Raw genomic sequence first — 12,586 nt, 5'->3', positions numbered from 1 at the left:
ATGCCGCGAGCTGGCGAAGGCGAGCTGAGTCCGACAAATGGCGCGTATTAAATTCATTTCAAGCATACAGGAAACGCTCGATCAGCATAGGCTGCAGCTGCTTCCCCTGCAAAGCCGCCTCGCATGCTTCCATGGCAAGATCCATTCGCGCCACTAGCGAATTCGGCTTCGTCTGCGGATTGTCCTGCCCGAACGGAACGAAATAGATGTTCTTCGCCACGAGCAGTTTCGCGATATTGGCAGCGTTGAGCCCCAGGCCGTCGTTTGTCGAAATCGCCAAAACGACGGGACGGCCGTTGCGCATCTGCGCCTTGGCCGCCATCAGCACGGGGCTGTCGGTCATTGCGTTTGCCAGTTTGCTCGTCGTGTTGCCCGTGCAAGGCGAGATCAGCAAAACGTCGATCCGCTTGCTCGGACCGAGCGGCTCCGCATCCACGATGGAAGCGATCAGCTCGTTTCCGGTTATGTTCCGTAATTCCGTCTGCCAGTGCTCCGACGTTCCGAATCTCGTATCGGTCGTCATAATCGACGGAGACAAGATCGGAACGACATTCGCCCCCGCGTCGATGAAACGCTGGATTTGCGGGACGACTTCCGGCAACGTGCAATGAGATCCGGTCAATGCGTAACCTAACGTGATTCCCTGCCAATTCATGGCTGCTCCCCCCGTAGTCGGCTGTCCTCCAGAATCATCTGGATTAGCCCGTTCGCGATAATGCGTCCGGCCGTTTTCGGAGCCACGATTCCCGGCAATCCCGGAGCCAGCAGCGCTTTGACGCCGCGCTTCTCGGCGAAACGGAAATCGGTTCCGCCGGGCTTCGATGCCAGATCGATAATCACGGAATGCAGGGGGAGTCGGGAGATCACCTGCGCTGTGATTATCATATTCGGAATTGTATTAAAAATCAAGTCGCAGCCTTCGGCCTGGCGGGCCAGATCGCTTACGTGAAAAGGCTCGAACCCCATCTCGAAAGCCCGGGCGAACGTCTCCTCGCGACGGACGCCGGCTTTGACTTTGGCCCCCACTCCTTGCAGCGTCCTCGCCATCGTCAGCCCGGTCCGGCCCAGACCGAGCACGATGCAGGAGGAGCCGTGAATCGTAATGTCGGTATTTTGAATCGCCATCATCAAGGCGCCTTCCGCCGTCGGAATCGAATTGTAAATGGCCACGTCGTCCCGTTCGAACAGTTCGACCAGGCCGATTCGGTGCTTTTCGCACAATTTTCGCAAAAAAGGCTTTGCCATCCCGGCATAAACTTTGCTCCGATCCGGCAATTCCTCCAAATAGGCGTCGGACAGCTTCATTTCCCGATCGGTAAAAATCGCCGCGATCGTGCCGTCGTCTTCGGTACCGACCGCGGGCAGCAGCAAAGCGTCGGCCGTCTTCAGCAGTTCCGGCGTCCAATCCGCTTTGGAGACTCCCGGAAACGGCGTATCCAGCCTGTCAAATCCGGCGATCGAAACGGTCGCGTCGAGCTCCGTCAGTTTTTGGATCACTTCCAGCTGCCTCGCGTCTCCGCCTGCCAGAACGACGTGCACACCCGTAAGCATGCCGCCTCCCTCCTTCCGCTTTCCTTCACACAAGACATCATATGCAGCCGCCTAAAGCCGGGTGCCTGAGGACGGAGAGAGCCGGAACGTTTCGCGGATAAGCAAAAAACCTTCCGATCCGCCTGCGGCGAACGAGAAGGTTTTCGTTTCGTTTTCGGTCGCGTTCAACGTCCGCGGAATTTTTGCACGTGGGCGCGGGCGGCGTCCACGTTCTCGACCCGGTTGCGGCTCCATTCGAGCAAAATCCGGTCGATATACCGGAAATGCAGCTTGCCCGCGAACACGGCTTCCTTGAGCGCGAACAAAATCAATTCGGCCGGATAGCCGTCCTGATCGATCCAGTTCGCGATCGTTTCGCACTCCATCGGAGTAAGCGGCCGGCCGAATTCCTGCTCGAATACGCTGAACAGGTCGGTCTGGGCGCGCCCGTTGACCGGCACGCCCGGGAAAGCTTCCGGCAAGCTCCCGGACGGCCGCGCTTCCTCCGGCCGCTCCTGTTCCGATCCGGCTCTCGGCGGCAGTTCCCCGTCCGCGAGCAACTCGCCGATCCGGCGAAACAGCCCTGCCAGGTTGTAACGCTCCGATTGGACCCCGGTCAACGGGTCGATTACCTCGTCGATGCCGACATAGCCGAGCCGCATCAGCTTTTGCATCGTTTTCCCGGCTTCCGCCTGGGAAATGCCGAGACGTTGCTGAAGCTGCTCCATCGTCGGAAAATCGTTTTGCTCCAATTGCCGGTAGGCCAGCAACTGGATCACCAGCATGCATTCCGTATCGGTCAAGTTCAGAACCCGGTAGCTTCGCAACAACGCGTACGGCAAGCTTACCGCTCCGTCCATATAAGCTTCCGCCAGCCCGAGGGCCAGCGCAGCGCGTTCGCTCATTCAAGCCTTCTCCTCTCCGAACGTATGCCGTGCCGACGCGGCCTTACTCCTTGGCTTCGGCGGCCGTTTTCTGTACGAGACGGTACGTGTCCCGCGCGATAAGCAGCTCCTCGTTGGTCGGCACGACGAGCGCTTCTACCTTGGAACCGTCCTTCGTGATTCGGCGAGCCTGGCTCGAGCGGACTTTATTGCGCTCCTCGTCGAGCTCCAGGCCGAGAAACGTCAAGCCTTCGCAAACTTTTTTGCGGAGGATGTCGGAATTTTCCCCGACTCCGGCCGTAAACAGAACCGCGTCCAGGCCGTTCATCGCCGCGGCGTATGCGCCGATGTATTTGCGGATGCGGTAGGCGTACATATCGAACGCAAGCTTGGCGGATTCGTTCCCTTCGCTCATCGCCTGGACCACTTCGCGCATGTCGCTGCTGACGCCGGATACGGCGAGCAAGCCGCTGTGCTTATTGAGCATCGAATTGACTTCGTTCAGCGTAAGATCTTCTTTATTGATCGTAAACGGAACGATGGCCGGATCCAAATCCCCGCTCCGCGTTCCCATCATCAGCCCCTCGAGCGGCGTCATGCCCATGCTCGTATCGTACGACTTGCCGTGCAGAATCGCGGTGCAGCTGGCCCCGTTTCCGATATGGCAGCTGACGAGCTTCAAGCTTTCGAGCGGACGCTCCAAAAATTCGGCGGCCATCTTGCTGACGTAATCGTGCGATGTTCCGTGAAAGCCGTAGCGGCGAATTTTGTGTTTGCGGTACAGCACGGTCGGAATCGCGTACAAGTACGAGGTCGCCGGCATCGTCTGATGGAAAGCCGTATCGAACACGACCGCCTGCGGAATGTCCGGCAGATTGGCTTCCACCGCGACGATCCCCATCATGTGGGCCGGATTGTGCAGCGGAGCCAAATCGAACAGCTTGCGGATTTCGAGCTTGACGTTCGAATCGATCAGCACGGACTCGTGGAACGTTTCGCCGCCGTGAACGACCCGGTGCCCGACGGCCTGAATCTCGCCCACGTTGCTCAATACGCCGAACTTGCGATGCGTCAGCATGTCGAGCACCTTCCGGACGGCAACCGTATGCTCTAAAATTTCGCTGACTTCCCGCACTTCCGGCTGCCCTTCCACTTCATGCGTCAGAATCGAGGAATCCATCCCGATTCTTTCGACGAGTCCTTTCGCCAAAACCGACTCTTTCGACATGTCGTAAAGCTGATATTTCAACGAAGAGCTTCCGGCGTTAATGACAAGGATGTTCATAGTATCCGGTCACCGTCCTTATCGTAAGTAAAAAAACCGGTGCCCGTCTTCACGCCGAGCTGTCCCGCCCGCACTTTCTTTTTCAGCAAAATCGAAGGGCGATACTTGAGCTCGCCGTATTCGCGAAACATCCGGTCCAGCGCCGCGAGCACCGAATCGAGCCCGAAGCGGTCGGCCATCTCCAGCGGGCCGTGCTGGAACTGATAGCCGATCCGCATCGCGCTGTCGATATCCTCGGCCGAAGCGACCCCTTCCTCCAGCAAATGCAGCGCTTCGTTAATAAGAAGACAAATGAGCCGGGTCGTGACGAAACCGGGAGACTCGTAAACCATGACCCCTTTTTTGTTCAATACGTTTTCGATAAAATCTTTGGTCTTCCGGTACGTGTCGTCGGACGTTTGCAAACCGAGAATGATTTCCACGACGTCGACGCGAATGGCCGGATAGACGAAGTGCATGCCGATGACCCGCTCCGGGCGGCGCGTCGCTCCGGCGAGCTCCGTCAGGCTAAGCGTAGACGTGTTGCTCGCCATGACCGTTTCTTCCGGCAAAATGCCGTCGAGCTGCGCGAACACGGCGCGTTTGCTCTCCAAATCCTCGCTGATTGTTTCGATGATCAGGTCGCAATCGGCCAGGTGTTCCAATGAAGGCTCCGTATGTATGCGATTCAGGATCAATTTTTTCTCGGCTTGCGTAATGGCCCAGCGCTCGATTTGCCGGTCCAGGCTCATTTCGATTCCGTTCAGCGCGTTTTGCAGGCGCTCGGGCGTTTTTTCCGCCAAATGGACGTCCAATCCTTTGGCGGCGAGCATTTCCGCGATGCTCTGGCCCATCGTACCGGCTCCAACCACTCCAACGTTGCGAAACATAACGTATGTCCCTCCAACCGATCCGCGTAACTTTCTCTCTGTTCGCTTGCGAATTCTATACTATCTTAACATACCAGGGGTGCAGCCGAAACCGACGATCTCGTGGCAATTCCGTTAACCGCTTTGTCACAAATCAACGGATTTTCCCGGCCAGCTTGCCAAGTTCGTTCAGAAACGCTTCATTATCTTCCTCGCTGCCGACGGAAATTCGCGCATAATCGGGAAATCCCCAGCCCCGGCCGGAGCGGATGACGATGCCCCGCTTCATCAATTCCTCGTAAATCGCGTCCGCCTCTGGCCCGAACCGAACCCAAACGAAATTGCTCATGCTCGGAACGAAGGAAATGCCAAGGGCCTCGAACCCGGCGTACAACTGCCTGCGCCCGGCCCCGTTCGCCGCGATCGAAGCCTGTACGAACGCTTCGTCCCCGAGCGCTGCGACCGCCGCGGCTTGAGCCAGCGCGTTGACGTTGAACGGTTCTTTCACCTGGAGCAGCGTACGGATCACGTCCGCGGGAGCGGCGCCGAAGCCGATGCGGATGCCGGCAAGGCCGTAAATTTTCGAAAAAGTTTGCAGCACGATGACCGGAAAGCCTTCTTTGACGAATTCCAGTCCGTTCGTATAGTCCGGCGCGTCGGCGAATGGATGGTAAGCCGCATCGAGGACAACCAGCACCCGGGGCGGAAGCTTTGCCAGCAAGTCGCGCAGCCGGTCTTTTTTCAAATAAGTGCCCGTCGGATTGCTGGGCGAACATAAATAAACGATTTTCGTTTTATCCGTTACGGCGGCGAGCAGCCGATCGATGTCGTACTGCCAATGTTCGTCCAACGGTACCTTGACCGTATTCGCCTCCATCAACGTCGCGCCGAATTCGTACTCGCTGAACACCGGCTGCGGAACGACGATTTCGTCGCCCGGATTCAAGTAAGCCTCGGAAACGAGCGTAATGAGCTCGTCTCCGCCGTTCGAAACGATCAGGCATTCTTTCTCCAGGCCGTAATGGGACGAGAGCTCCTCGACGAGCGCCGAGGCCCGATTGTCCGGGTAACGGTGAATTTCCGGCAGCATTCGCCGGATAGCCTCGAGCGCCTTCGGGGAAGGACCGAGCGGGTTTTCGTTCGAGGCCAGCTTGATGACTTTTTCCAATCCGTATTCTTTTTGCACTTCCCAAATCGGTTTGCCCGGCGTGTACGGAGTCATGCGCTTCAGCGTTTCGCGCGCCGCGATTGCGTGTTTTTGCAAAATAGTTCATCCTCTCTGTCGCTTTAATACATCAATCATGTGATACATTAATACTTTAACTTAGTAAATCACTAATGGCGTGGTTGGCGTATCCGCATGATTGCGGAGGATTTGCGCGAGGTTTTCTGAAGGCTTGCGGAGGCTTGCGGAGGCTTGCGGAGGCTTGCGGAGGCTTGCGGAGGTTTGCACGGGCTAGGCGATGCTTCGTTGGATTTCGTCCAATCAAAATCGGCATTTTCGCGGAACTTGCTGCCTTCGTTGGATTTTGTCCAATCTGGCGAGGCCTTTTCGGAGATTTTACCCGAAATCCCCGTTTCCCGTTGGATAAAATCCACTCTAGGCCAAGGTTTTTTCGTTTTTCGCTCCGTAGAGTGGATAAAATCCAACATAGGCGACCGTCGCCGAACAACTGCGCTGCCGCCGGACAGCGCAAATCACGAGGCGAAAAAAAAACTACGACGGCACAATTAACTAACTCACATAATTTGATCCCATTGTGCCTCCAGTTTCTCTAGAAAAGCGATGGGCTGGCGGTTAAATCTTCTACGCTGAACGCTTTCGGATAGCCGCCGGTCCCATCGTGCTTTGCGCGTTGCATATTTTTCATAGCCCACCGTTCTTAAACGGGCGATGATGTGTTTTTGTCGAAGTGCATCGTCTACAAGTACAATCATTTCTCCATTACGCACAATGTAGCTGTTCCAATTGCGTAGCCCAGTAATTCGGCGATGAACAGCCTTCATTCGGCGGAAAAACTGTTCCAGATCGTTGTTCGTACGAGGGATGTGGTAGTGATCGTAACTAGTGAACAGTCCCTTCCAGAAGCCGCGAGAGTAGTAGTACAGTGGTCACCATAGGGGCATCCTGTTCATCGATGTAAGTCTGTTCAGCCACCCGAGCAATTGGGTCATTTCCCACTCAACCGTTTCGCTCGTCTTGTCTTCGTCTGGCGCCAAGGTAGCCGCGATATGGGCTAGCGGTGTAGCCCAGCGAACGACAGACGCATATCTGGTAGCCTGCTCATCAAGTTTGCTGAAAATTCTGACCAGACCTTGGAGGAGATGAGGCTCTTTTTTTAGTCAAGCACCGCGCAAGCGACGCCTGTATGGCTTGAGCTCGTTCATAAATAAGCATCCCGGGCAATTTGAGCGGCGGTTCCCCGTCCTCCAGAAGCAGAGCGCGAACCGCAGCGACATAACCTTTTGCAACCTGCGCTTCGCTTGCAATGGTTTCCGCCCTAACACATGAAGTGTCTGTGGCTACGCCTTCGTTTGCTTGAGCAGCTTCCACGGCATTCTTCTCAACTTGCTCGATCTTCCTTTCGACTTCCCGCAAGCCGCGCATGCTCTTCTTTAGCTCCATCTTGAGTTTGCGATCCGCATCTACAACAGGTTTGGCAATATCTTTAAGGTAGTGGTACTGGGATACGGCACATCCGGCAGAAGCGTTTCGAATGCCTGACGAATGGAAACTTGTCCGTCACTGACGATTCCGACGACGGGGAAGCCCAACTCAATAATTGGCTCGATGAGGCTGCGTAATTCGCCAGCGGCTCCGCTTTTCATGTTCTGAGCCGCCAAAACTGTGCCACTGAACACCTCTCGAATGACATAGAGCATCTCATTTCCTTTTTCCGGCTGGACGCCGTCCATGGAGAGAATGATGCCGCCATTTTGTGCCGTGGTTTCCGCCAAGCTTTGTCTTACATGCTCGTCAAGACTGGCCGCCAGCAGGGTTTGATAGCGTTCATAGAGTGTTTGCGCATATCGCTCACTAGCTACAATCCCGCGCTCGTTTAGCAACTCTGCAATCTCTTTACACGTGCGGTGCTGCTTAAAACGCAACTCCCCAACGAGGCCGAGCACATCGTAGCCATAAGAAGAATACTTCATGCTCAGCATTTCGGCTTCCGCTGATTTATAGGCTACGCCTGTGTGAACGCAGCTTGCATTAGGACACATGTAGGCCATGCTCCAGGCATGAATAACACCAGTTAGTGTAGTGATTTTTTTGTTCCAGGCGGTATGGGATCGCTTAAGCTTGACCCCGCAATGCGGGCAGTTAGTCAACTCGGGTCGGAAATAGATTTTCGGCGCGGCGCCGAGGCGATTTTTCGAAAGCATAAGGGCACACTCCAACTTATTTTGTGTCCCTTATGTATTCGACATCCTCCAGGAAAATCCTGTTAGTTAATTATGCTGTCGTAGAAAAAAAGGGCTCTGCCCTAAAGGCAAAGCCATCCAATTCCAAGCGCAATCCGCCATGCGTCCTAACCTTCGCGCGAATTGCGATTTCGCCAAGTTCCGCGCTTCGCCGAGCTTCCGTTCAGTTCCCGCTCGGTTCAATTTCCGTTTCGGCTCGGCTTCGTTCCGTTCGGCTTCGGCTCGGCTCAGCTCCGTTCGGCTTCGGCTCGGCTCAGCTCCGTTCGGCTTCGGCTCGGCTCAGCTCCGTTCGGTTTCGGCTCGGCTTCGCTCCGTCCGGCTTCGGCTCGGCTCCGTTCCGTTCGGCTTCGGCTCGGCTCCGCTCCGTTCGGCTTCGGCTCGGCTTCTGCCAAACTCAGTTCAGCTCCGATCCGGCGCGCCGCCGTCTGCGAGAATGTCCGCCACCCGCTGCTTCCAGGACTCTACGTAGCTTTCCGACGCCGCCCACTGCACCATGACGACGGATTCCGTCGGCGCGAGCGCAAGAGTCACGGACTGACCGCTTTTCTGCTTGTAAGGATAAACGTCGATTTCGTTCGGCAGCACGACGGCGAGCACATCCTCCCGCGGAGAGGTAAAGGCGTCTTCGGCCTTCGGCTCGATTTGCCGAATCTGCTCCCAGGACAGCGCAAGCTCGTCGCTCTGAACGACTGTTTCCGGCAGCGCGACGGCGATTTCCTCGGAGGTATCGGCATCGACCGGACGGAGCGACTCCGATCCGGCGAATCCGACCGCTACCCATTGCCCGGGCTCCCTGACGATCGACCATTGCACCGTGCGCGATAGGGCCGGCTCTTTTTCCGCGGTCGGCACGCTTTGCGCCACGTCTTCGAATGCGGCAAACGGTTCGAGACTCGGCTCGAATACGGTTTGCAAATTCGCGGTCAGCTGCTCCACGTTTTTGACGAAGAAATATTCGTCCGCTTCCGCGTCCCGTTCGGGCGAAAGCACCCGCTTCGACAGCGATACGTACTGATTGCCGGCGTACAGAAGTTTCTCCACGACGGCTTCCCTGGCCGTAACGGACGAAGCAATCGCCTCCGAAGCGGCCGTTCCTTCCGCCTTGTAAGCTCGCAGCAGCTGCGAATCCGAACCCTCTGCGGGTTGAATCGCTTCGATTTTCCAAAAATCCTGTCTGTACGGCATCAGAATGCCGTCTCCCTCCGCCACGACTTCCAGCTTGTTTTCCTCCGGCGCGACGAGCACGGTCCGGTATGAGCTGGCGCCATCTCCGTTCTCGTCGTTGCGAATGCCGATCAACAGCGCGGAGGCAATCGTTTCGTTATTCGCCGCCAACGCTTCGACGGGTTCGCCGGAAGCGCTGACGGAAGCGGTCGGCGAGGCTTGGTCGACGCTGCGCAAATCGGAGCCGTTCCACAGTCCGATCCCCGCGGCGACGAGAACGACCGCGGCCAAAGCCGCGCCTGCGCCCTTCCACCCGAAACGAATTCCTTCCTTCCGGTTGCGCGCGGGGCCGTCCAGCCGTTCCTCGATACGGCGCCGCAAACGTTCGTCAAAGCCGTGCCTTCTCAGCGGATCGCCAGCCAACTGTTGTTCGAGCTCTTTATCGATCAGATCCATGGCCAAGTCGTCCCTTCATCTTCGATAGTTTCCGGCGGGCGTGGAACATGCGCGATTTTACCGTTCCTTCGGTAACGCCGAGCATGTCCGCGATTTCCTTCAGCGACATTTGATGATGAGCGTATAAAATAAGGACTTCGCGATATTTGACGGGAAGCTCCAGCACGAGCTTCCATATTTCGCTGGAGGCCAGCTGTTCGAGCGCATCGTGCTCGGCGGATAACCGGACGCCGGCGGAATCGCCGATCCGGTCCGTGAGCGTCACCTTCCGCAGGAAAGCCGACCGCTTGAAATCGATCGCCGTATTGCGCGTAATGGTGAGCAGCCACGTCTTGACGGACGAATCGCTGCGGAAGGCGTGCAGGTTTTTGTATACTTTGATGAAAACTTCCTGCGTGATATCGTCCGCCATATCCCATTTTCGCGTAATGCTGAAGGCGTAGTTCCATACTTCCTTGCCGTAAGCGCTCATCAGCTCGTTCAACAGCGCTTTGCGGTCCTCGGATTCGGTCATGTATTTTAAATAATCGAAATTCGCTTCGGAGTTCAAGCCTTCCACCTCTTTATTCGACGATCCGGCAAGCGCACAAGTTTAAAGATTTCATAAAAAAGATCGCTGCCCGGCAAAAACGGCTTCGCCGCCCTTAGGGACAAGGAATGTCGTTTTTAAAACGGGCCCGTTCGAACCTTTTACTATGCTAACATATTTCAGGTCCGGTTTCTTCTTTATCATCGAAAAAGCAGAAAGGGACGCCCCTCCGGTCTCGATGACCTTTTGGGACGCCCCTTGCCAGGCGTCAGGCTGCCTGCTTCAACTGCTCTCTCAACTGCTCGCCGGAGAGCGTTTCCTCCCGAATCAGCACGGCCAGCAGCCGTTTGAACGTTTCAAGATGGCCGCGGAGCAGCTCGCGAGTCCGTTCGGTCAGCTCTCCGAGAATGACCGCGTTCTCCTGCGACCATTGCTCCGTCGTCACGGCTTGCGGGTGGACGATGCCGAGCCCCGACATGCCGGATTCGATCAATGTGCGGACGATGTTCGTCGCCTGCTCGAAATCGCCTTTCGAGCCCGTGCTCCGGCCTCCGTAATTCAACTCTTCGGCAACGGCGCCGCCGAGCGCGATCATAATCTGATCCTCGAGCGTTTCTTTCGTGTACAAATAGCTGTCCTTCGCCGGATGATGGCGGACGTAGCCGAGCGCGCCGCCCCTCGGCGTCAGCGACACCTGCGCCACGCTGCCGGGACGCACCGTTTCGGCCACGATGGCGTGACCGAGCTCGTGAATCGCCACGCGCTCGCGTTCCTCGCGCGTCGTTTCGCGGTCCATCCGCTCGCCCATCATCACCTTGTCGATCGCTTTGCCGAAATGAGCAGCTTCCAGCTTCTCGCTCTCTTCTCTCATCGCGTAGATCGCCGCCTCGTTCATGACGCTTTCCAGCTGCGCGCCGGAAAAGCCGAACGTCTCCTCGGCGATTTTGGCGAGCGACACTTCCCCGGCAATCGGCTTGTTGCGGGCGTGCAGCCGCAAAATGTGCTCGCGCCCTTTACGGTCCGGCATATCGACCTGAATATGCCGGTCGAACCGCCCCGGCCGGAGCAGCGCGGGATCGAGCAGCTCCTTGCGGTTGGTCGCAGCGATGAGCAGAACCCGCGGCTTTTCGTCGCCCTGAATGCCGTCCATCTCCGTCAGCAGCTGATTGAGCGTCTGGTCGTATTCCCGCTGCTGCCCGCCGTCGCGCTTGCCGCCGATGCCGTCGATCTCGTCGATGAAGATGATCGCGGATTCCCGCTTCCGTTTGGCCGCAAGCCGTCTCGCTTCCTGGAACAAGTCCCGGATGCGCCCCGCGCCGACCCCGACGTACATCTCGACGAATTCGCTGCCCGAAGCGGACATGAACGCCGAATGCGTGTGCTGCGCGGCCGCCTTGGCGAGCAGCGTTTTGCCCGTGCCGGGGGGACCGGTCAGCAAAATGCCCTTCAGCGGGCGAATGCCCAGCTTTTCGACCTGCTCGCTTCGCACGAGAAATTCGAGCGCTTCGACCAATTCTCGTTTGGCTTGCTCCTGCCCGCCGATATCGTCGAACGTCAGCGCCTCCGGCTCGCGCGCGGGCGTCTTGCGCGTCGCCGCCCCCATCGCCACGCCTCCGCGCCCTTTCGCGACCAGCATCAGCCCGCCGACGAGACAAACGCCCATCAGCAGCGGCAGCGCGGGAATCCCCGCGTAGATCAAAAATACGACAAGCACGGGCAAAAAGCCGAGCGCGATTTCTTTTCCGTAATTTCGCAAATTACGCATTCGGCCACACCCCAAACTTGGCCGGCTGGCGAGGCAGGATGACGAATTTCGCGTCGTCTCCGCTGCGAAGCGTAATATAAACGTTGTTGTCGTCCATTTCGGTAGCCGTTTCGAGATTCGGATATCGTTCCGCCAGCGACGCCATCGCGTCGCGAACGTCCGAATACTGCCCTTTATCCATCGCTTCGGCGACGTCGAACAGCGCCTGGCTCCAAATATGCTCCAGATCGTCGTTCGTTCCGCCGTCCACGACGAATTGCAGCGTCTTCGACCCGATCGACGATGCGCCCTGCTCGGTCACCTTTTTGTACACCTCGGCCAAATTCGCGTCCGCGGCCAGGCCGACCTTGAGCGTAACGTCGTTTCCGCTCATGCTCGACTCGGCGGACTCCACGCCCGGCACCGATTCCGCGATCCGGTCCAAAGGCTGCTCCACCCCGTAGTGCCGGTAACCGTACCAACCGCCAAACAACAAAACCGCGGACAACGCGGCCGTCGTGACCGTCGGTCCTATTTTCAATTTCATGCCGCAATGTCCTCCTTGCTCTTATTTTTATGATCATCGGATATACCATTTGTACATCAATGAGTATATCATATTTCGATAGATTCATCGTCAGCTAATCGTTGGCAGCGATCCCAGCCGAACGCGCAAAAAAAGCCTTCGGGCTCCTCGATAAGAGCCTGAAGGCTTTGCGT

The 12,586-nt window shown here is 57.1% G+C and carries 13 protein-coding genes; all 13 read right to left on the bottom strand.

Annotated features, from left to right (window positions below; translation table 11 throughout):
- Positions 1-58 precede the first annotated feature (58 nt).
- The 13 genes from B7E11_RS21715 to B7E11_RS21665 all read right to left on the bottom strand — a co-directional run bounded on the left by B7E11_RS21715 (position 59) and on the right by B7E11_RS21665 (position 12,413).
- Complete coding sequence (locus B7E11_RS21715; RefSeq protein WP_080838791.1) at positions 59-655, bottom strand: dipicolinate synthase subunit B; 597 nt, start codon at positions 653-655, stop codon at positions 59-61.
- Positions 652-1,551 (bottom strand): dipicolinate synthase subunit DpsA, encoded by a 900-nt coding sequence (gene dpsA, locus B7E11_RS21710; protein ID WP_080838789.1) that lies wholly within the window; start codon positions 1,549-1,551, stop codon positions 652-654. The genes B7E11_RS21715 and dpsA overlap by 4 nt, the downstream gene beginning before the upstream one ends.
- Positions 1,552-1,715: 164 nt before the next feature.
- The gene (locus tag B7E11_RS21705) at positions 1,716-2,435 is read right to left on the bottom strand and encodes a DnaD domain-containing protein (RefSeq protein ID WP_080838787.1); all 720 of its coding nucleotides are present in this window, start codon (positions 2,433-2,435) and stop codon (positions 1,716-1,718) included.
- A 43-nt stretch (positions 2,436-2,478) separates the two neighbouring features.
- On the bottom strand, positions 2,479-3,699 hold the full coding sequence (locus tag B7E11_RS21700; RefSeq protein WP_080838785.1) for an acetate kinase: 1,221 nt from the start codon (positions 3,697-3,699) through the stop codon (positions 2,479-2,481).
- Positions 3,696-4,568 carry a 3-hydroxyacyl-CoA dehydrogenase family protein gene (locus tag B7E11_RS21695; RefSeq protein ID WP_080838784.1) on the bottom strand — a complete coding sequence of 291 codons (873 nt, stop codon included), beginning with the start codon at positions 4,566-4,568 and terminating at the stop codon, positions 3,696-3,698. The genes B7E11_RS21700 and B7E11_RS21695 overlap by 4 nt, the downstream gene beginning before the upstream one ends.
- 133 nt (positions 4,569-4,701) lie before the next feature.
- A complete protein-coding gene (gene hisC, locus B7E11_RS21690; RefSeq protein WP_420830696.1) occupies positions 4,702-5,814 on the bottom strand; it encodes a histidinol-phosphate transaminase in 1,113 nt (370 codons plus the stop codon).
- Between the two features lie 1,020 nt (positions 5,815-6,834).
- A complete protein-coding gene (locus tag B7E11_RS30425; RefSeq protein WP_240353220.1) occupies positions 6,835-7,173 on the bottom strand; it encodes a hypothetical protein in 339 nt (112 codons plus the stop codon).
- 20 nt (positions 7,174-7,193) lie between these two features.
- A complete protein-coding gene (locus B7E11_RS21685; RefSeq protein ID WP_240353221.1) occupies positions 7,194-7,934 on the bottom strand; it encodes a transposase in 741 nt (246 codons plus the stop codon).
- A 266-nt stretch (positions 7,935-8,200) separates the two neighbouring features.
- Positions 8,201-8,365 (bottom strand): hypothetical protein, encoded by a 165-nt coding sequence (locus B7E11_RS29720; RefSeq protein ID WP_176220850.1) that lies wholly within the window; start codon positions 8,363-8,365, stop codon positions 8,201-8,203.
- 7 nt (positions 8,366-8,372) lie between these two features.
- Positions 8,373-9,593 (bottom strand): hypothetical protein, encoded by a 1,221-nt coding sequence (locus B7E11_RS21680; protein ID WP_139787276.1) that lies wholly within the window; start codon positions 9,591-9,593, stop codon positions 8,373-8,375.
- The gene (locus tag B7E11_RS21675) at positions 9,577-10,143 is read right to left on the bottom strand and encodes an RNA polymerase sigma factor (RefSeq protein WP_176220849.1); all 567 of its coding nucleotides are present in this window, start codon (positions 10,141-10,143) and stop codon (positions 9,577-9,579) included. Before B7E11_RS21675 ends, B7E11_RS21680 begins: the two co-directional genes overlap by 17 nt.
- A gap of 247 nt (positions 10,144-10,390) precedes the next feature.
- Positions 10,391-11,878 (bottom strand): AAA family ATPase, encoded by a 1,488-nt coding sequence (locus B7E11_RS21670; RefSeq protein WP_176220951.1) that lies wholly within the window; start codon positions 11,876-11,878, stop codon positions 10,391-10,393.
- Between the two features lies 1 nt (position 11,879).
- Complete coding sequence (locus tag B7E11_RS21665; protein ID WP_080838777.1) at positions 11,880-12,413, bottom strand: hypothetical protein; 534 nt, start codon at positions 12,411-12,413, stop codon at positions 11,880-11,882.
- Positions 12,414-12,586: the final 173 nt, after the last annotated feature.

Origin of the sequence: Cohnella massiliensis (assembly GCF_900169535.1) — a bacterium.
Classification (GTDB): domain Bacteria; phylum Bacillota; class Bacilli; order Paenibacillales; family Paenibacillaceae; genus Cohnella; species Cohnella algarum.
The sequence above is the reverse complement of the archived record's forward strand: the minus strand, read 5'-3'. Positions and strand labels throughout refer to the sequence as shown.